The 22,791-nt window shown below is 33.9% G+C and carries 18 protein-coding genes; 10 read left to right on the forward strand and 8 right to left on the reverse strand.

Features of this window, described 5'->3' with window-relative positions; translation table 11 throughout:
- Positions 1 to 206 precede the first annotated feature (206 nt).
- From FJV36_RS13780 to FJV36_RS13825, 10 genes are all read left to right on the forward strand, one after another.
- On the forward strand, positions 207 to 3,335 hold the full coding sequence (locus FJV36_RS13780) for a TonB-dependent receptor (protein WP_158727898.1): 3,129 nt from the start codon (positions 207 to 209) through the stop codon (positions 3,333 to 3,335).
- An 11-nt stretch (positions 3,336 to 3,346) separates the two neighbouring features.
- Complete coding sequence (locus FJV36_RS13785; protein ID WP_158727897.1) at positions 3,347 to 4,858, forward strand: RagB/SusD family nutrient uptake outer membrane protein; 1,512 nt, start codon at positions 3,347 to 3,349, stop codon at positions 4,856 to 4,858.
- A gap of 18 nt (positions 4,859 to 4,876) precedes the next feature.
- A complete protein-coding gene (locus FJV36_RS13790; protein ID WP_158727896.1) occupies positions 4,877 to 5,743 on the forward strand; it encodes a hypothetical protein in 867 nt (288 codons plus the stop codon).
- A gap of 119 nt (positions 5,744 to 5,862) precedes the next feature.
- The gene (locus tag FJV36_RS13795) at positions 5,863 to 6,927 is read left to right on the forward strand and encodes a family 16 glycosylhydrolase (RefSeq protein ID WP_158727895.1); all 1,065 of its coding nucleotides are present in this window, start codon (positions 5,863 to 5,865) and stop codon (positions 6,925 to 6,927) included.
- Positions 6,928 to 7,010: 83 nt separating this feature from the next.
- Positions 7,011 to 7,853, forward strand: coding sequence for an endonuclease/exonuclease/phosphatase family protein (locus tag FJV36_RS13800; RefSeq protein WP_158727894.1), 843 nt, complete (start codon positions 7,011 to 7,013; stop codon positions 7,851 to 7,853).
- Positions 7,854 to 7,856: 3 nt separating this feature from the next.
- A complete protein-coding gene (locus FJV36_RS13805; protein WP_158727893.1) occupies positions 7,857 to 9,311 on the forward strand; it encodes a glycoside hydrolase family 30 beta sandwich domain-containing protein in 1,455 nt (484 codons plus the stop codon).
- A gap of 37 nt (positions 9,312 to 9,348) precedes the next feature.
- Positions 9,349 to 10,806, forward strand: a complete 1,458-nt coding sequence (locus FJV36_RS13810) for a glycoside hydrolase family 30 beta sandwich domain-containing protein (protein WP_158727892.1) — start codon at positions 9,349 to 9,351, stop codon at positions 10,804 to 10,806.
- 220 nt (positions 10,807 to 11,026) lie between these two features.
- Positions 11,027 to 12,952: a cellulase family glycosylhydrolase gene (locus FJV36_RS13815; protein WP_158727891.1), complete on the forward strand. Its 1,926-nt coding sequence runs from the start codon at positions 11,027 to 11,029 to the stop codon at positions 12,950 to 12,952.
- A gap of 380 nt (positions 12,953 to 13,332) precedes the next feature.
- Complete coding sequence (gene bglX, locus FJV36_RS13820; RefSeq protein ID WP_158727890.1) at positions 13,333 to 15,552, forward strand: beta-glucosidase BglX; 2,220 nt, start codon at positions 13,333 to 13,335, stop codon at positions 15,550 to 15,552.
- 14 nt (positions 15,553 to 15,566) lie between these two features.
- Complete coding sequence (locus tag FJV36_RS13825; RefSeq protein WP_158727889.1) at positions 15,567 to 16,478, forward strand: sialate O-acetylesterase; 912 nt, start codon at positions 15,567 to 15,569, stop codon at positions 16,476 to 16,478.
- A gap of 444 nt (positions 16,479 to 16,922) precedes the next feature.
- On the opposite strand, the gene FJV36_RS13830 is transcribed toward FJV36_RS13825, so the two are convergent.
- The 8 genes from FJV36_RS13830 to FJV36_RS13865 form a co-directional block, all read right to left on the reverse strand.
- Positions 16,923 to 17,423, reverse strand: a complete 501-nt coding sequence (locus FJV36_RS13830) for a hypothetical protein (RefSeq protein ID WP_158727888.1) — start codon at positions 17,421 to 17,423, stop codon at positions 16,923 to 16,925.
- 105 nt (positions 17,424 to 17,528) lie between these two features.
- Positions 17,529 to 17,846 carry a hypothetical protein gene (locus FJV36_RS13835; RefSeq protein WP_158727887.1) on the reverse strand — a complete coding sequence of 106 codons (318 nt, stop codon included), beginning with the start codon at positions 17,844 to 17,846 and terminating at the stop codon, positions 17,529 to 17,531.
- A 167-nt stretch (positions 17,847 to 18,013) separates the two neighbouring features.
- A complete protein-coding gene (locus FJV36_RS13840) occupies positions 18,014 to 19,219 on the reverse strand; it encodes an AI-2E family transporter (RefSeq protein WP_158727886.1) in 1,206 nt (401 codons plus the stop codon).
- A 155-nt stretch (positions 19,220 to 19,374) separates the two neighbouring features.
- A complete protein-coding gene (locus FJV36_RS13845; RefSeq protein ID WP_370514373.1) occupies positions 19,375 to 19,911 on the reverse strand; it encodes a mechanosensitive ion channel domain-containing protein in 537 nt (178 codons plus the stop codon).
- A gap of 5 nt (positions 19,912 to 19,916) precedes the next feature.
- Positions 19,917 to 20,498 (reverse strand): Maf-like protein, encoded by a 582-nt coding sequence (locus FJV36_RS13850; RefSeq protein WP_158727885.1) that lies wholly within the window; start codon positions 20,496 to 20,498, stop codon positions 19,917 to 19,919.
- On the reverse strand, positions 20,491 to 21,411 hold the full coding sequence (locus FJV36_RS13855) for a geranylgeranylglycerol-phosphate geranylgeranyltransferase (protein ID WP_158981227.1): 921 nt from the start codon (positions 21,409 to 21,411) through the stop codon (positions 20,491 to 20,493). The genes FJV36_RS13850 and FJV36_RS13855 overlap by 8 nt, the downstream gene beginning before the upstream one ends.
- 70 nt (positions 21,412 to 21,481) lie before the next feature.
- Entirely contained in the window at positions 21,482 to 22,009 is a 528-nt protein-coding gene (locus tag FJV36_RS13860; RefSeq protein ID WP_158727883.1) for an HAD family hydrolase, read from the reverse strand.
- Complete coding sequence (locus FJV36_RS13865) at positions 21,993 to 22,766, reverse strand: DUF2520 domain-containing protein (RefSeq protein WP_347753129.1); 774 nt, start codon at positions 22,764 to 22,766, stop codon at positions 21,993 to 21,995. Before FJV36_RS13865 ends, FJV36_RS13860 begins: the two co-directional genes overlap by 17 nt.
- Positions 22,767 to 22,791 lie beyond the last annotated feature (25 nt).

The raw sequence follows: 22,791 nt of genomic DNA on the forward strand, positions 1-22,791 counted from the left end.
TTTTTTGAATTAATATTTTTTTTAAGAAATGTTTTTTAATTTATAATTAATTCAAAATAAAGTAAATAGGACTTTTTTGATAATATTTTGTAATACCTACAGAGTGTTTATGATGTGATTTTGTAATGATTCTAAATTCTGAATTTAAAAATTTAAAACATAATATTGTATCAAATAACTAACATATAACCAAAATAATCAGAAAAATGAAATTATTAAAAACATTTATTTTTTGTATTTCATCAATCTTATTCTCAGTTCACGGCTATGCGCAGGAAGCATCCGTTGTAGGTAAAGTGATTGATGATAATGGGATGCCAATACCAGGGGCAACCATAGTATTAAAGGGAACCTCTACATCAGCTACATCAGATTTTGATGGGGGGTTTCAAATAAAAGCTCCAAAAGGTGGAGTTCTCACAATTAGTTTTATAGGCTATAAAACGGTTGAGACTGTCATTAATAGTCAAACAGCGGTACTGGTAAAAATGTTTGAATCATCACAGGATTTAAATGAAGTTGTGGTAGTAGGGTATGGAACTCAAAAGAAGGTTTTATTAACTGGAGCAATATCAGGAGTTAAAGCTGCTCAGCTAAAAGATTTACCTATTAGTAGAGTAGAACAAGCTTTACAAGGCAGAGTTTCTGGAGTTACTATAGCTGCAAATGCTGGACAGCCAGGATCTTCTTCAACAATTCGTGTTAGGGGTATTACTTCAATTGGTAACAATGATCCTCTATGGGTAGTTGATGGTGTTGTAGTTGACAATGGGGGTATTGGTTATCTAAACCAAGCAGATATTGAAACTATGGATGTGTTGAAAGATGCTGCTTCTCAGGCAATTTATGGTGCACGTGCTGCAGCTGGAGTAATTCTTATTACTACAAAAAAGGGGAAATCGGGTAAAATGAGTGTGTCTTATAATGGATATACCGGTTTTTCTCAAGCGGCTAGAAAGTTAGATTTACTGGATGCAGCTCAGTACACTACATTAATGAATGAGCGTTATGCTAATGGTTATGTTCAATCTCCTGACAATCCTTTTATACTTCCTTATTCGTCTACAACCGCTTACGGAAAAGGAACCAATTGGCAAGATGCTATTTTTAATGACAGTGCATTGCGAACTGGACATGAATTAAGTTTAAGTGGTGGAAATGATCTTTCTACTTTTTATGTGTCTTTTGGATTATTAGATCAAGAAGGAATTGTTGCCTCTCAAATTTCTAATTACAACAGAAAGAATATTCGTTTAAATTCTACACACAAAATTTTGAAAGGATTGACTTTTGGTCAAACATTAGGTTATTCTAATGAAAAAAATATGGGATTAGGGAATACTAATAGTGAGTTTGGTGGGCCTTTAAGTTCGGCAATTAATCTTGATCCTACTACGCCACTTGTAGTTACTGATCCCGTAGAAGCTAATCTTTACCCGTATGCAAATCAAACAGGGATTTTTAGAGATTCAAATGGAAATCCATATGGAATATCTCAGGTTGTAGGTCAGGAAATGAGTAATCCACTGGCATATATTCAATCTAGATTAGGAAATTATGGTTGGTCTGATAATTTTGTTGGAAATGCATATTTAGAGCTGGAGGTGATTAAAGGTTTAAAGGTTAAAAGTACCGTGGGTGGTAAATTAGCTTATTGGGGTTCAGAAAGTTTTAATCCTGTATCGTTCTTTAACTCTTCTACTATAAATTCAGTAAATAGTCTAGGCAGAGGAACTAACAAAGGTTTTGGATGGAATGTTGAAAATACAATTTCTTACAACAAAAAAATTGGCGAACATAATTTTACAGTTTTGGGTGGTCAGGGTGCTTATGTTGATAATATTTCTTCTGGGACTTATGTAACTTATAAAAATATTCCTGCTAATAATTTTAATGATGCCTCATTTGGTTATGGTGCTGTAAAAGATGATATTACTGCAAGTGCTTACAATGGTTATGAGCACATTGTTACATCTTTATTTGCTAGAGCTACTTATGATTATAAAGAAAAATATTTATTCACTGGAAATATTCGTCGTGATGGCTCTTCTCGTTTTGGAGCAAACAACAAATATGGTGTTTTCCCATCATTTTCTTTAGGTTGGGTTCCAACAAATGAAGATTTTTGGCCACAGAACAATGTCATAACAAGTCTAAAAGTTAGAGGTGGTTATGGAATTGTAGGGAGTGATGCTATAGGTGATTTTAAATATCTGGCTACTATTAGTGGAGGACGAAATTACACTGTAGGTAACCAAGGTTCAGTTGTGATAGGAAATAGCCCAAATGCACCAGCTAACCCTGATTTACGATGGGAAGAAACCAGCCAAGGGAACATTGGATTTGATGCAATATTTTTCAATGGCCTTAACTTTGTAATAGATTTTTATAACAAAAAAACTACAGGAATTTTACAAGACATTAAGCTGCCTGGTTATGTAGGAACCACTGGAAATCCTTCTGCAAATATTGCTGATATGGAAAACAAGGGGGTTGATATTGAATTAGGATATAGAAAAAAAATTGGACAAGTTAATTTTAAATTAGGAGGTAACATTTCCTATGTTGAAAATAAAGTAACCTTTTTAGGTAATGACATCAAATTTATTGATGGAAACGCTTCATTTCAAAGTATGGGTAATATTACCAGAACACAAGTTGGTCATCCCATAAATTCATTTTACGGTTATAAAACACAAGGAATTTTTCAGAATCAAAATGAGGTAAATGCGTATACAAATGCTTCTGGAGGTTTAGTGCAACCGAATGCTAAGCCAGGAGATTTTAGATGGCAAGACACAAATGCTGATGGGAAGATTACTGATGATGATAAAACATTCATCGGAAATTCACTTCCAAAATTTACTTATGGTATTACATTAAATGTAGATTTCAAAAATTTTGATTTAGTAGTATTCGCGCAAGGTGCTGTTGGAAATAAAATTTTCCAAGGATTAAGAAGGTTAGATGTTGTAAATGCTAATTATCAAACGTCTGCTTTAGGACGCTGGAATGGAGAAGGAACTAGTAATTCTTATCCAAGATTAACAACAGCAGACGGCAATAAAAACTTCACAAATGCATCTGATTTTTATTTAGAAGATGGTGATTACTTACGTTTTAAAACGATACAATTTGGCTATAGCTTACCGAGCGATAAAATTGGTAAAATAGGATTGTCAAAAACTAGAATTTATGTAACTGGTGAAAACTTGTTCACATTTACTAAATACTCCGGTTATGATCCTGAAATTGGGGGTGGTGTAATTGGTGTTGATAAAGGATATTATCCACAGGCAAAATCATTTATGATCGGAATTAATTTACAATTTTAAATAAAAAAATTATGAAATTTAAAAATATAAAATATGTAGGTATTGCAGTTGGTTTACTTTTTACAGCTGCAGCCTGTAATGAAGAATTCTTATATGTTGATCCTAAGGGTCTTGAGTTAGTTGATAATTATTATAAAAACGAAAATCAAGCATACTCTGGATTAATCGCTGTTTATGACATTATAGGCAAACAATCTAAAGGGTTTGATAATATGATTTGTATGATGAATGCAGGTTCGGATGATTTTTTTGCTGGTGGTGGTAACGTTGGAGATGGAGTAGGAATTCATGCATTTGATAATTATACTTTAGATCAAATCAATATGCCAGAAAGCTTTTGGAGTGATTTCTACCAAGGAATTTCACGTGCTAATATTTTAATCGAGAAGTTACCAGGAACTGCTATGGATGCTAATAAAAAAGCACGATTTGTTGCAGAGGCAAAAGCACTTCGAGCGTATTATTATTTTGAGCTAGTGCGTACTTTTAAAAATATTCCTTTGATTTTACAACCTATTTCACCATCACAAACATATAATATAGTGCAAGTTTCATCTGGTGTGGTTTATGCTCAAATTGAGAAAGATTTAATAGAAGCGAAAGCGGTCTTACCTAATACCTTAATAGATGTTAAAACTGAAGCAGGCCGTCTAACTAAGGGATCTGTTCAAGCTTTATTAGGTAAAGTGTACTTGTATGAAAATAAAAACAACCTAGCTGCAACTGAACTTGCGGCAGTAAACGGTACGCCAGGAGGCACTAGTATTTATGGATATAAATTATTAGACAAGTTTGCAGACCTTTGGAAAATTAACAATAAATTCAACTCAGAGGCCATTATTGAAATTATGCATACGGACAAAAGTAATGCTGATTGGAATTTTTGGGGTAGTGGTGCCGATGAAGGAAATAGTATAAATATTATGGTAGGTCCCCGTGGTTACGAAAAAAAGACTGCTCTTGCTCCAGACTACGTTTCTGGATGGAGTTTCAATACAGTGACACCCGCTTTATATAATGTTTTAAAAGGTGATCCTCGTTTTGATGCCACAATAATAGATATGAAAGCATTGGATGCCGCTGGTGATGCTAAATGGAAACCTCATTATCAAGACACAGGATATTTTTTGAAAAAATTTGCACCATTAAACTCTGATACTTCTACAGGAGGAGGAGCAACAGCCTTAAATTACAAACAAGATGTTTATGCTATTCGTTTAGCAGATACTTATTTAATGGAGGCAGAGGCACTTGGCGGAACAGGAGCTAGAGCACAAGCATTACTAGATGCGGTTAGAGCTAGAGTAGGATTAGCATCTGTGCCAGTTTCTATTGATGCCATTATGTTAGAAAGAAGAAAAGAATTAGCAGGTGAAGGACACCGCTGGTTTGATTTAGTGCGTACTGGAAAAGCAGCTACAGCTCTAGCTGATAAAGGGTTTATAGCTGGTAAAAATGAAATTTGGCCAATACCTTATAGTAACTTACCGAACACAAAAATCGTTCAAAATCCTAAATACTAATTGTTAAAATGACATTTTATGAACTCACATATAATTAAAAAGAAGGGAATTTTACTAATGTTTGCTATGGCTGCTATCGTAAATTTCACAAGCTGTCAGCCCGAAGACCAGTTTACTAACAATGGCTTAACTCCAACAACTGTTGACGCATCATTTAAAGTTACACCTGTTGAAGGTAAAACTAATGTATATAATGTTGTTGCACAACCAAAAGGAGTGTTAAGATCTATTTGGGATACAGGTTCAGGATTTGCTGATGGAAAAATGAATTTTGAAATTTCATTACCAGACGCTGGAACTTATACTATCGCTCATAAAGCTATAGGTGCAGGCGGTGCAACAGCTTTAGCAACGCAAAATATAATTGTAGCAACCTCAGATCCAGTGAAAGGAAATATCCTTAAAGGAGGAAGATTAACTAATAGTGAGGATTGGTCTAAATGGACAGTTACAAATCCAGGCTCTAGTGCCCGTATAAGTTTTGGCAGTGGTTCGGCTACTTTGACAGCTACTGGGTGGGCTGGTAACGGAATATATCAGGCAATTAATGTTGTTGCAGGTAAAAAATACGTAATAGACATGCTTACTTCTTCAACAACAGGAGGTAGTAATACTTGGTTCGAAGTGTATTGCGGTTATGCTGCACCAGTTACTGGAACGGATTATTCCGAAGGAGGAAAATTAAGAGCTTTAAGTACTTGGGACGGTTGTGCAACGGCTACTTTTTCAGGTAAAATTTCAGCTGTAGGCTGTAAGGCGGAAAACAATTTAGGAATATTCACTGCTACTAAAACAGGTACAGCATACCTTGTAATAAGAGGCGGTGGTGAAGATATGAAGGCTGGTATTAAAATTCAAGATATTGAAATGAGACTGTCTATGTAGTAGTTTTTAATTAAATAAATTATTAGTTAAGTTTTAGTTAGGTTGAGTTTGTAGAATGGCCCATTCTCCATGATTATGGGCCATTTCTTTGATCTAATGTTTTAAAGGATAGTAAAAAAATGAAAAAATATTTTTCTAAAATTAATTTGATTATTGTTTTGAACTGCTTTCTGTTTATTTCATGCAGCGGTTCAAATTCTGAAGAGTTTGATGTTGATCAAAAACCAGCAAATCTAAAAGTAATAGCCACAATTGTAGGTGCCACTGATCAAAATCCAAACGGAGATGGAAGCGGCATGGTAAATTTTAATTTAACTGCAACAAATGCAACATCGTATAAAATAGTTTTAGGAAATGGAGAAACAAAGGAAATAACAAACGGAAGCTTTACTTACATCTATACTGCATCAGGTACTCATACTTATACTTTGTATGTGTCTGCTTATAATGCTGGTAAATTTGTTAGCACATCATTATCTATTAAAGTTTTAGTAGAGCCTAAGTTGATTTGGTCTGATGAGTTTAATACTGATGGTGCGCCTGATCCAAGTAAATGGACTTTCCAAATTTGGGATCCAGCGAGAGTGAACAACGAACTACAGTCCTATACCAATCGTTCTGAAAATACAATTGTTCAAGCTGGTGTTTTAAAAATAAAAGCCATCAGAGAAAAATACGGAAAGGGCGACTTCACTTCTGGAAGATTAGAATCCAATGGAAAATTCGATTTTACGTATGGCAAAGTAGTAATCCGGGCAAAAGTACCTACTGGAGTTGGGACCTGGCCTGCTGTTTGGATGCTGGGGAGTAATATAGGTAGTGTTGGATGGCCTGCATGTGGTGAAATAGATATTTTAGAATCGGTTGGAAAGGAGTTGAATGTCAATCATTCATCTTTACACTCTCCTGGACGTTCCGGTGCAACTCCAGATACAGGAACCATAAAAGTACCTAATGATAATACTGAATTTCATGTTTACACGGCTGATTGGACAGCAAGTTATATAAAGTTTTATGTAGATGATAAGTTGTTTTACACTTTTGTAAATTCAGATAAATTCCCATTCAATAAGAACTTTTATCTAATTGTAAACTTAGCAATGGGAGGCATTTGGGGAGGTCCTGTAGATGCTGGTTTTACCTCTTCTACTTTGGAAGTGGATTATATAAGGGTTTATAATTAGAGAAGTAGTTTTGTGTTTTATACTTTAAATAACTGATTTACGTATTACTAAATAAATGATTAATTCCTAAATAATAGAAAAAAATGTCTAAAACGAATTTAGCAGTTATAGTTTGTATTTGTTTGGCAAGTCTGTTTTCGAATGCTCAGCATCTAAAAATTATGACGTATAATATTCGTCTAGATATTGAGTCTGACAAAGAGAATGACTGGACGCACAGAAAAGATTTTTTTAATGGGCAAATTCAATTTTATGCACCTGATATTTTTGGAATTCAAGAAGCAAAACCCAATCAGGTATTGGATATAGCAACTGCGCTTCCGCAATACAGTTATGTAGGGATTGGAAGAGACGGAGTAGGAAAAGGAGAATCGTCAAATATTTTTTATGCCAAAGAAATATTTAAAGTAATCGAATCCAAGACCTTTTGGCTATCGGCAACACCAGAATCCATTTCAATGGGATGGGACGCAGCTTGCAACCGAGTTTGTTCGTATGCACTTTTAAAAAACAAGCAAACAAATAATATGATTTGGGTCTTTAATACCCATTTAGATCATATAGGTGAAGAAGCTAGAACCAAAGGATTAGAACTAATACTTTCGAAAATAGAGAAATTAAATACTAATAAATATCCCGTTGTTTTGATGGGTGATTTTAATTCAGAACCAGAAACAGAGCGGATTATTAGGTTAAAAAAAATAATGAATGACGCAAAAAGTATTTCGAAAGAAAAACCTTTTGGACCTTACGGAACTTTTAATAATTTTAAATACAACGAAGCATCAACACATTTGATTGATTACATTTTTTTATCAAAAAGCAACGCTATTACTGTTCAAAAATATGCTGTTTTATCGGATGCTAAAGACTTAAAATACCCATCAGATCATTTCCCTGTTTTTATTGAAATTAATTACAAATAAACAATGAAAAAAATACATCAAATAGGAAAGTTATTTTTTATAATAGCTTTTTCAGCCATGAACATTAGTTGTTCCTCTTCAAATGATGGAGGGGATTCACCAACTCCTACGCCAACTCCGGTAGTAAAGAATGAAGTTGATTTTTGGCTAACTAAAGGGAATCAATCGGTTCTTTTGCAAAAGCAAACCAATATTTTAGCTTTTGGAAGTAAAGCAAATATTTATCAGAATATTGAAATTAACGATACTCAAAAGTATCAAACCGTGGATGGTTTTGGGTTTACATTGACTGGAGGTAGTGCTCAAGTGATTAATCAGTTAGCTACTCAAAAAAAGAAAGATTTACTGCAGGAATTATTTGGTTCAAGTGATGCTTCAATTGGACTGAGTTACTTAAGAATTAGTATTGGTGCATCTGATTTGAATGCGACTCCTTTTACTTATGACGATATGCCATCAGGTCAAACAGATGTTAGTTTGACTAATTTTAGTCTGGCTCCTGATAAGATAGATTTGATTCCGTTGTTGAAAGAAATTTTGGCAATCAATCCGAATATTAAAATAATGGGATCACCATGGACCGCACCACTTTGGATGAAAGACAATTCAAGTTTTGTAGGAGGTAGTCTACAGCCTAAATATTATGAAGTATATGCTCAGTATTTTGTAAAATTCATTCAAAAAATGAAAGCGGAAGGAATTACAATCGATGCGATTACTCCTCAAAATGAACCTTTACACGGGGGTAACAATCCGAGTATGGTAATGACTGCCTTACAGCAGGCTGATTTTATAAAAAATAACTTAGGTCCAGCATTTAAATCAAACAACATTACTACTAAGATTATTACTTATGATCATAATTGTGATAATCCACAATATCCAATAACAATCTTAAAAGACGCTGTAGCTTACCCTTTTGTAACTGGTTCTGCATTTCATTTATATGGAGGTGATATTAGTGCACTTTCCAACGTTCATGATGCATTTCCAGATAAGGAGGTTTATTTCACAGAGCAATACACTTCATCTGCAGGATCATTTGACGGAGATTTAAAATGGCAAGTAAAAAATGTAATTATTGGTTCCATGCGAAATTGGAGTAAAATTGCATTACAGTGGAATCTTGCTAATGACGGTACTTTTGGTCCTCATACACAAGGAGGATGCACAACGTGTAAGGGAGCAATAACGATAAACAGCACCGAATCATTAACCCGTAACGTTGGTTATTACATAGCAGCTCATGCTTCTAAGTTTGTGCCTGCGGGCTCTGTTAGAATTGGTAGTGCTATTGTAGGCAATTTACAAAATGTGGCTTTTAAAACTCCTGAAGGAAAAAAAGTTCTATTGGTTCTTAACGACGGAAGTGCTCCAGAATTATTCAATATTAAATACAATGGAAAATGGATTACTAGTTCACTAGAAGCAGGAGCAGTAGGAACATATATCTGGTAATAAAGCATCTATAAAATTAATTTTCACTATTTAAATTATGAAAAAAATAACTACCACGTTAGTGGTGCTATCTTCATTTTTTGTTTTTGCGCAGCAAAAAAGTAAATCAAAAAATCAATCTTTTAGTTCAATTGGCAAAACAGTTACAGTTTATACAACAGCCGAAAGTACTAATTTAAGATTAACAAAAACGGATAATGTAACGTTTTCAGAATTAATTCAGCCTACTGAAACACAGATTTGTGTTTTTGTAAATCCAGACAAAACGTTTCAATCCTTACTAGGAATTGGAGGTGCAGTTACGGATGCCAGTGCCGAAGTTTTTGCCAAATTATCGAGTGACAAAAAGCAAGAATTCTTGAATGCATATTACAGTAAAGACAAAGGAATTGGATATTCTTTGATGCGAACCACAATTCACAGTTCGGATTTTGCTTCTGGAAGTTATACCTATGTAAAAGAAGGCGATACTGAATTGAAAACTTTTTCTGTAGAACATGATAGAGATTTTAAAATCCCACTGATTAAAAAAGCAACAGAGACAGCTGGCGGAAAAATAACTTTATATGCAAGTCCATGGAGCCCTCCCGCTTTTATGAAAAGTAATAAAGGTATGCTCAAAGGTGGGACTCTTTTGCCAGAGTATTTCCAGTCTTGGGCAATGTATTATACCAAGTTTGTAAAAGCCTATGAAAAGGAAGGGATTCCAATTTGGGGTATTTCAATTCAAAATGAACCAATGGCAGTTCAAACATGGGAATCCTGTGTGTTTACTGCTGAAGCTGAGCGGGATTTCTTAAAGAATTTCCTTGGTCCAACAATGAAAAAAGAAGGCTTAGGAGCTAAAAAAATAATAGTTTGGGACCACAATCGAGATTTGATGGTGCAACGTGCCAATACTATTTTTGGAGATCCAGAAGCAGCAAAATATGCTTGGGGAATGGGTTTTCATTGGTACGAAACTTGGGCGGGTGGTTCCCCAATGTTTGATAATGTAGCCCGTGTGCATGAAGCGTATCCTGATAAAAACTTGCTGTTTACCGAAGGTTGCGTAGAAAAATTTGATTCCAAAAACTACCAACTGTGGGCCAATGGAGAGCGTTATGGAAATTCTATGATAAACGATTTTAATAACGGAACTGTAGGTTGGACAGATTGGAATATTCTTTTGGATGAAAAGGGTGGGCCCAATCATGTAGGAAATTTTTGTTTTGCACCCATTCATGCGGACACTACAACGGGTGAATTAATTTATACACCATCGTATTACTATATTGGACATTTTTCAAAATTCATTCGTCCAGAAGCCAAAAGAGTGAGTACTGCTGTGAGCAGAAGTAGTTTGTTGAGTACTTCATTTTTAAATAAAGATGGTAAAATGGTAACTGTTGTAATGAATCAAAGTGAGGCTAGTGTAATTTACAATTTGTGTGTAGGAACTCAAGCTACCCAAATTACTATTTTGCCAAATGCAATTCAAACATTGGTTTATTAAGGTAATAGGCTAATCTTTTTCTTATAGATTTAAGTATAAAACTAATTACAAAATATAGCCTAAAAGGTCTTAATGACCTTTTAGAATTGCTCCTTACAGATCATATTCATTAATGCTACATATTTTTAGTATTGATCTATTGATGTCTGGTTGAAAAGTGATTTTTTTTGAGATCAACTCTTTTGTATAATCTTTATATAATATTAACTAACCAAAAACTATGAAGAACAATAAACCAAAAACCAGAATAAACCAGAAACTTAGATTTCAACAAAGTAGTATTAGCATGATGCTCTTATTTCTTTGTTTACAAGTAAACTCCCAGAGACTGATTGTTTCAAACACAGGAGCTAAGATACTCAAAGACGGAAACCCTATAACCTTAAGAGGTGTGAATTTTGGCAATTGGCTTGTTTGGGAGGGATACATGATGAATATTGAACCAGGTGGCAATTTACGAGAAAAATCGCCTACTCAAATTAGAGGATTATTTAAAGACTTATTTGGAAATGATGAAGCGAAAACAGTAAGTTTTGAAAATAATTGGAGAAATTCATACATCACAAATTCTGATTTTGCACAAGCAAAAGCGCTAGGTTATAACGTTATTAGAATCCCGTTTGCATATAATATGTTTTGGAATCAAAATACTGGTACTCTTACTAATGACGGATTCATTTGGCTAGATAAAGCAGTGACTTGGGCCAAAAACAATAATATACACGTAATTCTTTGTTTGCATACAGCACCAGGTTATCAAAGTAAAAGTTATACTTGCGACAATCCAAACGGTGCTATACCAGATTTTTGGAACAACTGGAACAATGTTAACATTGCTGCGAGTATTTGGAATCATATAGCAAATCATTATAAAAATTTTGTTGGTAACGAGTGGATTGCTGGCTATGACCTACTTAATGAACCAGTTTTGGACAATGGAAATGGTCAAAAAAGTAGTTTAATGGCTTCTTATAAAGTAATGACTGCAAGAATCAGAGAGGTCGATTCAAATCATCTCATTTTTGCACAAGGAAATTATTATGGCAGTGATTTTTATGATATGTTGCAACGATGGGACTCAAACCTCGTATTCGAAAATCATTATTATGGACCACAAGGGCAGTTAGATCCCAATCCTGATTTGAATTTAATAAAAGGACAAGGTGCCGCATTGAATATTCCTGTATGGGCGGGAGAATTTGGAGAAAATACCTTGGATTGGATTCGTGATGCCAGAATAGATTATGATGCTGCCAACGTTGGTTGGGCATTTTGGGCTTGGAAAAGACAATACACCGATCGATCTATTTACTCTTTTCCTGGTACTCCAAAATGGGATGCGCTTTGTAATTATGTGAAATTTGGAAGTGCCAAACCTAGTATAGCTGATGCAATAACAGCAACTAATGAAATTTGTAATAAATCTTTATTAGCCAATTGTAATTTAGTCAGCACATTACAAGACAGGCTCAGACCTATTGCTCCTATTGGCAGCGTAATAGCACTCCAAAATAGCGGTAAATATGTTTCTTCAAACAATAGCGTGGGAGTGGTAACTGCAGATAGAGGTACAGCTCAAGGTTGGGAAAAATTTACAGTTGTAAATGCGGGGGACAATAAAATTGCTCTAAAAGACAGTAATGGAAAATATATGAATTCGCAAAACGGAGCTTCACCTGTTACGTCTAATAGTACTGCTGTTAGTGGATGGGAATCATTTGAGTGGATTAATATTGGACAACAAGTAGCCTTAAAAGGATTCAATGGAAAATTTCTTTGTTCAGAAGGAGGCGCAGTTACTGGCATGAATTGTAACAGAGAATCCGTGTCTGGTTGGGAATCTTTTAATTACGCTTCAACTACTGCAAAAATATCGGTTGAAAAGACTCTAATAAATGAGAATGAGTTTGCCGTATTTCCAAATCCAGTTTCTGATAAATTAAATTTTAGTGTTCCAGAAGGCTTTACCAAATACACTGCACAAATCTTTGACCTTACTGGCAAACAATATTCAATCACAAAAATAGATTCAAAAGAAAGTACAAATTCAATAGACATGAATAATTTACCTGATGGAGTTTATATTTTACGCTTGACCAATAACCTCGAAGTTAAATCTGCAATCGTAATAAAGAAAAGTCGTTAAAAGTGATTTTAGGCACGTTCATTTATTCTAAAGTAAGTAGAATAAAGGGAATTCAATAACCTATCGCAACAAAACAGACATACTATAATACTTGCATAAAACTCCCGGAGACCTAGAAAAAGATGCTGCAATATCTAATCACGATGCTTTAAAACCATCGCTCTGGGAGCAAATGCAAAAATAAAAGTTGAGGTGTTTAAGCAAAATAGATTCTATTTATTAGCTAACAAGCTACACTCAAAAAATAAAGTTCTAAAACAAAGAATCAATATAATTCGCGGATAATTCGCAGGAGGAAATTTTAATCTTGATTTTTTGGAGTTTAAAAAAGAAGCTAAATCAGACTAGTGATTTGGCTCATTGCATATAAAATTTTAATAATGAAGAAAACAATAACATTAGCACTACTATTCTTTTCGGTTTTTGCCTTTTCGCAACAGCAAACCACAGATCAGAAGGTAGAAATTTTGCTAAAGAAAATGACGCTCGAAGAGAAAATTGGCCAACTCAACCAATACACAGGAGACAATGCCGCTACGGGACCTATTACCATTAATTCCAATAAACAAAGTGAAATTAAAAAAGGACTAATTGGTTCCATGTTAAATATTTTGGGAACAAAATATACACGGCAATACCAAGAATTAGCCATGCAATCCCGATTGAAAATTCCTTTGCTTTTTGGTCAAGATGTGATTCATGGATACAAAACAACTTTCCCAATTCCGCTGGCCGAAGCGGCAAGTTGGGATTTAACTGCTATAGAACTTTCGGCCAGAATAGCGGCAACCGAAGCTGCTGCCTCAGGAATTCACTGGACATTTGCGCCAATGGTGGATATTTCCCTTGACCCGCGCTGGGGTAGAGTGATGGAAGGTGCCGGTGAAGACACCTATTTGGGTTCAAAAATTGCCTATGCCAGAGTCAAAGGATTTCAAGGCAACTTGGGCGATGTGAATTCGGTTATGGCTTGCGTCAAACATTTTGCGGCCTATGGAGCAGCCATTGGCGGACGCGATTACAACTCGGTTGACATGAGCAACAGAATGCTTTGGGAAACCTATTTACCACCTTTCAAAGCAGCTCTGGATGCGGGCGCTGCCACTTTCATGAATTCGTTTAATGACCTTAACGGAATACCGGCGAGTGGAAATACCTATTTGCTTAGGGATATCTTGAAAGGAAAATGGAATTTCCAAGGTTTTGTGGTTTCCGATTGGGGTTCCATAGGCGAAATGGTGGATCACGGTTACGTAAAAGACAACAAAGAAGCAGCTCTAGCCTCAATAACTGCCGGAAGTGATATGGATATGGAAAGTAATGCGTATCGTTATCATTTGGAACAATTGGTAAAAGAAAACAAGGTCCCGGTTGCATTAATTGACGATGCAGTAAAAAGAATTTTGCGCAAGAAATTTGCATTGGGGTTGTTTGATGACCCTTATAAATTTTGTAACCTAGAAAGGGAGCAAAGAGAACTGAATAATCCGGAACATACCAAAGCGGCCAGAGAAATAGCCACCAAAAGTATTGTTCTCTTGAAAAATGAAAGAGATGTTTTGCCACTTTCCAAAGGATTAAAAACGATCGCTTTTATCGGGCCAATGGTAAAATCCAAAAGAGACAATCACGGATTTTGGGCTGTTGATTTAAAAGAGGTTGATTCCACTTATATTGTTTCCCAATGGGAAGGCTTGGAGAACAAAGTAGGTAAAAGAACCAAAATTTTGTATGCCAAAGGATGCGGTGTAGAAAGTAAAAGCAAAGAAGGTTTTGCAGATGCTTTGTTGGTTGCCAGCCAAGCAGAGGTTATCATTTTGAGTATTGGAGAAAACTTCAATAAAAGCGGGGAAGCCAAGAGCAAAAGCAACCTGCAATTACCCGGAGTTCAGGAAGATTTAATCAAAGAACTCCAAAAAACGGGTAAGCCAATAGTGATTTTGATAAATGCGGGAAGACCACTCGTTTTTGACTGGATTGCCGATAATATGCCAACTATTGTGTACACTTGGTGGCTTGGTTCTGAGGCGGGAAATGCCATTGCCGATGTTCTTTTTGGGGATTATAATCCTTCTGGAAAATTACCAATGTCATTCCCAAGAACCGAAGGACAGATTCCGATTTATTACAACCATTTTAATACAGGAAGGCCTTCCATCAATGAAGATAAAGTGTATAAATCCGCCTATATTGATTTGCCCAATTTTCCAAAATTTCCGTTTGGATACGGATTGAGTTATACGACTTTCGAATATTCGGATTTGAAATTGTCTCAAAAAACAATGAAAAACAATGAATCGATTACGGTTTCGATGAACATAAAAAATGCGGGAAGCGTTAAAGGGGAAGAAGTGGTGCAGCTGTATTTGAGAGACAAAGTAGGTTCTGTGGTGCGCCCGATAATCGAGCTGAAAGATTTTCAAAAAATCAGTTTGAATCGAGGGGAAACCAAAACCATTCAGTTTACGATAGACAATCAAAAACTGTCGTTTTACAACAATGCATTGGAGTTTGTTTCGGAACCGGGCGATTTTGATCTGATGATTGGGTCGTCTTCGGCAGATATCCGTTTGAGAGACAGTTTTGAATTGGTTAAATGACTTAAATAATTTATATGAAATATATTTTAATGTTTTTTCTAGTGCCTTTTTTGCTTTTGGCACAAATCAAAAAAGATACCATCAAAGTATTTTATTTGGGAGGTCAGTCGAATATGCAGGGGTATGGGTATGTAAAAGAGCTTCCAGATTCTTTAAATAAAAAAAATAAAAATGTTTTTATTTACCAAGGAAACCCAGTTGGAGATAATGATGCAACTGGAGGTTTAGGAAAGTGGGATGTGCTTCAGCCCGGGAACGGAACTGGTTTTGCTTCGGATGGAAAAAGCAATACATTTTCGGATCGATTTGGTGTTGAGCTTTCGTTTGCCAAAAAACTACAAGAATTATATCCAAACCAAAAATTGGCTATTATAAAATATGCCAGAAATGGATCCTCGATTGATAGTAGCGGAACTGCCTACTTTGGTGCTTGGGAGCCTGATTTTAGGGGAGGAAAAGGAATCAATCAATACGATTATTTTCTAAAAACGGTCAACAATGCCATGGCAGTACAAGACATAAACGGTGATGGAATTGAGGATGTTCTGATTCCAAGCGGTATTATTTGGATGCAAGGAGAAAGTGATGCCGATAAAACAGAACAAATTGCCAATCAATATTATGTAAATTTGAAAAGGTTGATGGAACTCATGCGAGCGACTTTTAGAAACAATGATTTGCCTATTGCAATTGGAAAAATTTCCGATTCAGGTGACGATGTCGATGGAAAAGTTTGGGGTTTTGGAGAATTGGTGCAATATGGACAAGAAAAATTTGCCATAACCGAACCCAATGTAGCAATTGTAAGGAGTACTAGCGGTTATAAATATTCAGATAAATACCATTATAAAAGTGACGGTTATATTGATTTGGGGAAAGAATTTGCAAAAGCAGTTTTTCTTCTAAATAAAAATAGACCCCAATAAGGCAAGTGAGAATCTTTGAAATCAAAGACTATTAAAAATAGTAATTAAGCATTTTTTTAAACAAGCTGTGTCCCGATATAAATATTAATCAATTGATATTTGATACAAAGACTACATTGACCACTTGGTTTTATGGTGCTATAATTCAACTGTAACTTATCAAATTATGTTAGAAAGCAGTTTTGGATTAACCTTAAAAAGAAGGTTAATCCAAAAAATACAATCGTAGAATTTTAACCTAAGAATAAAAGAGGTTTTCTTCTGGTAAGAGAAATCAAAAAACGAATGAGTACCTTAATAAAATACTAAACTATCTAGATTAAACTTTGGCCTTGACCAGCTACTTTGACAAAAATTGAATAAATAATATTTGTATAACAATAAGGGAAATACATCAAAAGATCTGATTTGTGTGTAAATAGCTAGTATTTAAATATTTATTATTTAATTTTTACCATTTCCATGACCATTATTTCCTTTGTCCTTTTTATTGTTTCCGTTATTTCCGGGCTCACTTTTGTAATTTTTATTAGCTTTATAGGAGTTTGCGTTTTTTACTTTGTAGACACCTATATTTTTTTGAGGTTTACCTTTATATCCTTTATAGTATTTTGTTTTGTGTGTTTTAAAATTAATATATGGCGTGGTACCACGATAATCATTCAACACTACCTTGTATCCATTATATAAGTTATAGTTACGATATTGATTGGGTATATTTCTAGATCTGATCCAACCTCCATTACTTAAAAAGATAAATTCGGTTGCTCTTACGTCATAATATGCTTCAATATCTGGTAAGTAATAATAGTCTACTGCTGTATATCCTGATGGTCCCCAAGCTGGTGCTGCACCAATATTGACGTTAACAGAAACTTGTGCTTGTAATGTAAAGGAATAGGTCATAAAAAGTATTCCGACAAGGATGGATGGTATGTTTTTCATAATATAAATTTATTTGTTTTAGAAGTCTATTATAATGAAGGAATGTTAAATAATATAAAAGAGGAAACAGATTAGGTTTCCTCTTTGAAGCGCAATAAAGTTACTTTACAATAATAATATTAGCAAAAGAATAATGATAATAATGGCACCTACAGATAAGTAAACACCGTTACCAGTAGACTTTAACTCTGCTTTTATAGCTCGAACCTCTTTTCTAAGCTCTTTTTTTTCAGAACTACTCAGCTCTGATTTATCCATTGCTTTTATTTCATCCAGACGATTCAATAAAACTTTTACTTCTGCAGGTATTTCTTTTGGAGAATTTACATTTTCAATTGGATTTTTTTCTGCTGCAAATGCTTGACTTGGGATCATGCTCAATGTTACAAACATTAACATAAGGTAAAAAGTTACTTTTTTCATATTTTTCTAGTTTGGTTAAAAATTATTTTTATTGTAAAATTACCTATGTTTTCAAAAGTGTATGTTACATAATTACATTTAAAAATTATTTAATTCACTGTTTTTCAGGTTGAAATTTAAGAATTGGTGTGTTCTAAAACAGTATTTATAAAAAATAATTTTACAAATTATTTTTTCTCATTTGAGTTTAATACAGAATTTTCAGTTGTAGTTTCGGTAAACGTTGGAAGTTGAACTTCTGTGATTATAACATTAGGTTTTGACTCATCCTCTGAATCAAAAAGGGGTAACTTTATGTTTCGCCACGTATATGTTTTGGGTAAATGATCACCCATGAGGTAACCCCACGGCTCTAGAGATTCTATTCGATCGAAAACTACTTTTAATACAGCAAGTAGCGGCAGTGCAAGAAACATTCCAGAAACTCCGGCTATTGCTCCACCTATTATTATTGCAATAATTGAAATAAATGCATTGATTTCAACTTTTGAACTTACAATTAACGGTACCAAAATATTGTTATCAATAAGCTGAACAACTACAGTAACTGCAATAACACCAATAATTATAGATAAATCAGGTGTGCCTGTTAATGTAGCTACAATACTTAAAACACCCGCAAAAAGAATTCCTATGTACGGGATTAAGTTTAAAATTCCGGTCATCACTCCTAATAATATGGCATATTTAACACCTATTAACATTAAACCAGCGGTAGTCATTGTTGCCACCATAATCATCTCAATAATTAACCCTACAATATAACTGTTGATAGCAATACGAATGTTAGTTAAAATATCTTTCAGTTTTTGATGGTGCTCTTTATAAACAAGTTTTGATAAAAACATCAAAAAGTGGGTTCGGTATAATAGTATTAAAAAAGTATAAATAGGTATTAGGGTTAAATTTACAAGAGTATCTGTAAAAGACATCAAGGTTGTGCCCAAAATTTCTTTCCCTTTTTCTAATGAATCTTCGGCGGCAGTATCTATATATTGTTTTTGCTCTCTAGAACTAACATGAAACGTATCTCTAATAAAACCTTGAATATTAGATAAATGGATGTTTATGTTTTTCTCAATCTTATCAAAATCTTCAGCAAAATCACTTATTTGGTAGGATAAAAAAACAAAAAGTCCAATGAAGAACAAGATGAATAAAATCACTACAATCATTACTGCTAAGACGTTAGGAAACTTTAATTTTAGCTTTAAAAACTGAGCAATTGGATATAATAAGATTGCAAACAAAAACGACATTATAATGGGAACAATTATATTTTGCCCCATGTAAAATATAAAAACAATAGAAATTAAACCTAAACTTATTAACGTGAGCTTTGCATAAAAAGGAAATTTCAGTTCTTTGTTCATATAGAGATGGTTTATGTAGTGTTAAAAGTATAAAACTACAATATTTACAGTACAAAAATGAATATAAAACTCCAAATTGTAATTACATCATTCCTTCAAATGATTACAAGATTATCACTTCATAATTTTTTTGTTACACTGTAAAAACGCAACTTTTAATCTGTAAACTCTTGCTCTGCGTACTTGTTTTTAATAATCGAAATTCCTTTTTGCAGTAACAAATTGTTTGGAAAAATGATTTTTTCACCTTCATCGGTCAATAAAAAAACATGAAATGCACCTATATCTTCAATCTCTGCTTGAATTGGAAAATCTTTATCATGAATTTTTATCACATCACCAATTTTAAACGGAAATGAAAAAAACAAGATAATTCCAGAGGTAATATTGCTTAAAATAGACCATTGTGCAAACATGGCTACACCTACAACGGTAGTAAATGAAGATAAAGCAATAATAATATCTTTGGGTTGTACTCCCCAAACAATAATCAAGGCAATTACTACTAATATATTGATGAACAAATGAAGGTATTTGATCACTAAATTAGTTCTGTGCTCAATTGTTAAATTAGACTTTGCATATCTTCTCACAATTTTTGTTGTGACGTATCGTAAAAAAAAGAGTAATACGCCTACGATTCCCGTAGCTATAATCTCTTTAGAATATTCGTTTACCAATTGAATCAACATAGGCTTTATAATTTTGAAAGGTAATCAAACACTTTATCAGTAGGCATTCCCATCACGTTAGCATAAGATCCTTCAATTCTTGAAACTCCTATAAAACCAATCCATTCTTGAATTCCATAAGATCCAGCTTTGTCATAAGGTTTATAATTTTCTAAATAATACGCAATAGCTTCATCACTTAGTGCAGTAAAAGTGACTTTTGTAACTTCATGAATAACCTCTATTTTTTTCGAAGTTTTAAAACAAACGGATGTAATTACTTCATGTGTCGCATTCGATAAGGATTTTAAAATTTCAAAAGCATTTGCTTTATCTTTTGGTTTACCCAAAGCTTTACCTTCATGCCAAACAATAGTGTCACTAGTCACTAAAAGATCATTTTTATCCAGTTCAGTTTCAAATGCTGATGCTTTTAACACTGCTAAGTAATCAGTTATTTCGTGCGCTTTTAATTCAGGCGGATAAACTTCTTCTATTTCTTTGACTCGTATTTCAAAATCGAGATCTAAATCTTTAAAAAATTGTTGGCGTCTTGGCGAACCTGATGCCAAAATTATTTTGTAATCTTTCAGTTTGTTTTTAAGCATTGTATTTGATGTTTATTCGGATAATAGCTGATGATAAAATTCCAAAAAAGAGTATCCATTTGAGTACAACGCTCAAATTTTTAAAATCTTTAGTTGCGTTTGCAGTATATATTTTAACAATAAAAAATAATAAAGGACCTACTACAAATAACAACAAATAAATAGTTACAAAAAATAAGTTTAATAAGTAACTGTTAATATAATACAATATGGCTGCAAGAGGAATAAAGCTTAGGGCAAAAACAGTTTTTGCGGTTCTGGACTTTCCTATTGCAATAGGTAAAGTGTACATACCTTGATTAAAATCACCATCATTATCCTCAATATCTTTGACAATTTCTCTAATAAAATTAATCATAAAAGCAAAGACAGCGTAGTCAAGAAGTATTGAAAATAAAATACCCATTTGCTGTTTATTATCAGGTCCGGTGGCAGGATATAAATCAAAAACACCTATAATTACAACACTAAAAGACAATAAAAGTGCTACAATTACATTGCCTATTAATAACATTTGCTTTAAACTTGTTGCATATAGGTAGAGCGTAGCTGCTATCAATACAAAAATTGAGGCAAAACCAGGTTTAGATATTACATTTGAAAGATAAAAACCTATTCCTACACCCACAATTGTGAGTCCCACATATAAATTGTAAGCTTGAGATTCAGAAATACTTTTTCCAACGGTAATTCTATTGGGTTTGTTGATGGCATCTGTACCTTGATCAAAAATATCATTTATCACATAGCCACCTGCTGCAATACATACAGAAGATAGAACAAGTAAAAGGTATTGCCAGTCTTTGAGTGCCAATGTTACATTTTCGAATTGAAAATAACCAAATCTAAAAACGAGTTGCATCAAAGGAAGCATGAAAAGATTTTGATATCGAATGAGTCTTAAATAGTGCATAATTTTACGTTTAAAATCATTTTAAAACTAAATTGATTTTATGAAGTATGGGTATTAAAAATGTTTTTATCTAATCATGATTACCTTCAAAATGGGTATTCCATTTTCCTTGAGTTTTCATAACTTGTTCAATAACATCACGCACAGCTCCTTTACCACCATGTTTATGGGATATATAGCCTGAAATGGTTTTTATTTCAGGACTAGCATCTTGCGGGCAGGTAGGTAAACCTACTAATTTCATCACATGATAATCCGGAATATCATCACCCATGTATAATACGTTTTCAGGTTTTATTTGGTACAAACCGGCATATTCATTAAAGGTTTCCACTTTATTAGGTGTGCCCAAATAAATATCGGTTATACCTAGATTTTGCAAACGAACTCGAACACCTTCGTTACTTCCGCCAGAAATAATACACACCTTATATCCGCTTTCTACAGCCGCTTTCATGGCATATCCATCGCGAATATTCATTGTTCTTAACATTTCACCTTCATTGGTCACAAAAACAGATCCGTCTGTAAGCACGCCATCTACATCAAAAATAAATGTAGTGATATCATTCATTATTTCTTTATAACTTTTTGACATTTTCTTGTATAGATTGGGTTAGAATTTTATAAATGTTTAAATATTTTTTGTGTGCCAAAAAAGCTTCGTGAGCTTCAATGGTTTTTTGGTCGTTCCTTTTTGCAGGCCCTGTTTGGGCTTCTTGTGGAGTTAAAACTGCAAGTTTTTCAACAGTTTCAAAAATTAACGGCTTCAAAATTTCAAAAGGAATTTGGTTGTCCTGACAAATTTCTTGGCTAATTTGGAACAAATGATTGGTGAAATTATTAGCAAATACGGCAGCAACATGCAATGCTCTTCGTTGTTCTGAATTGATTGCATACACTTTTTTAGAAATAGATTGTGCTATTTTAAGAAGCATATGATAATCTGGTGCATTTTCACTTTCAAGACAAATAGGTATTTTAGAAAAGTCTACTTTTTTATTTTTTGTAAAAGTTTGTAAAGGATAAAAAACACCTTTTCTATTGTCTTCATGGATTGCGGTAAGTGGAATGCTACCAGATGTATGCACCACTAACCTATTTTTAAAAGGGAGTTTTGCTGAAACTTCTTCAATAGCATCATCGGTTATACATATAATATACACATCGGCCTCGGCAAGGGAACTAAAATCATCTGTAATTTTATTCCAAGGCAGTAGGTGAGACAGTGCTGATTTTTGTCTTGTGTATACTTGTATTAATTCAATTTCTTTGTTTTGGTCCTCCACTTGAAAAGCCTCAATTAAATGTTGAGCTACATTTCCAGAACCTATAATCACTACTTTATGCATCATACAAAATTAGAAAAAAAAATATAAA

Source organism: Flavobacterium sp. I-STPP5a (genome assembly GCF_009764685.1).
GTDB lineage: Bacteria > Bacteroidota > Bacteroidia > Flavobacteriales > Flavobacteriaceae > Flavobacterium.

Excerpts from the sequence above, each read along its gene's own strand:
- FJV36_RS13790 (WP_158727896.1), top strand. The coding sequence starts at position 4,877 with ATGAACTCACATATAATTAAAAAGAAGGGAATTTTACTAATGTTTGCT.
- bglX (WP_158727890.1), top strand. The coding sequence starts at position 13,333 with ATGAAGAAAACAATAACATTAGCACTACTATTCTTTTCGGTTTTTGCC.
- FJV36_RS13855 (WP_158981227.1), bottom strand. The coding sequence starts at position 21,411 with ATGCACTATTTAAGACTCATTCGATATCAAAATCTTTTCATGCTTCCT.
- FJV36_RS13815 (WP_158727891.1), top strand. The coding sequence starts at position 11,027 with ATGAAGAACAATAAACCAAAAACCAGAATAAACCAGAAACTTAGATTT.
- FJV36_RS13860 (WP_158727883.1), bottom strand. The coding sequence starts at position 22,009 with ATGTCAAAAAGTTATAAAGAAATAATGAATGATATCACTACATTTATT.
- FJV36_RS13835 (WP_158727887.1), bottom strand. The coding sequence starts at position 17,846 with ATGAAAAAAGTAACTTTTTACCTTATGTTAATGTTTGTAACATTGAGC.
- FJV36_RS13810 (WP_158727892.1), top strand. The coding sequence starts at position 9,349 with ATGAAAAAAATAACTACCACGTTAGTGGTGCTATCTTCATTTTTTGTT.
- FJV36_RS13805 (WP_158727893.1), top strand. The coding sequence starts at position 7,857 with ATGAAAAAAATACATCAAATAGGAAAGTTATTTTTTATAATAGCTTTT.
- FJV36_RS13780 (WP_158727898.1), top strand. The coding sequence starts at position 207 with ATGAAATTATTAAAAACATTTATTTTTTGTATTTCATCAATCTTATTC.
- FJV36_RS13830 (WP_158727888.1), bottom strand. The coding sequence starts at position 17,423 with ATGAAAAACATACCATCCATCCTTGTCGGAATACTTTTTATGACCTAT.
- FJV36_RS13845 (WP_370514373.1), bottom strand. The coding sequence starts at position 19,911 with ATGTTGATTCAATTGGTAAACGAATATTCTAAAGAGATTATAGCTACG.
- FJV36_RS13840 (WP_158727886.1), bottom strand. The coding sequence starts at position 19,219 with ATGAACAAAGAACTGAAATTTCCTTTTTATGCAAAGCTCACGTTAATA.
- FJV36_RS13850 (WP_158727885.1), bottom strand. The coding sequence starts at position 20,498 with ATGCTTAAAAACAAACTGAAAGATTACAAAATAATTTTGGCATCAGGT.
- FJV36_RS13865 (WP_347753129.1), bottom strand. The coding sequence starts at position 22,766 with ATGATGCATAAAGTAGTGATTATAGGTTCTGGAAATGTAGCTCAACAT.
- FJV36_RS13795 (WP_158727895.1), top strand. The coding sequence starts at position 5,863 with ATGAAAAAATATTTTTCTAAAATTAATTTGATTATTGTTTTGAACTGC.
- FJV36_RS13800 (WP_158727894.1), top strand. The coding sequence starts at position 7,011 with ATGTCTAAAACGAATTTAGCAGTTATAGTTTGTATTTGTTTGGCAAGT.
- FJV36_RS13825 (WP_158727889.1), top strand. The coding sequence starts at position 15,567 with ATGAAATATATTTTAATGTTTTTTCTAGTGCCTTTTTTGCTTTTGGCA.
- FJV36_RS13785 (WP_158727897.1), top strand. The coding sequence starts at position 3,347 with ATGAAATTTAAAAATATAAAATATGTAGGTATTGCAGTTGGTTTACTT.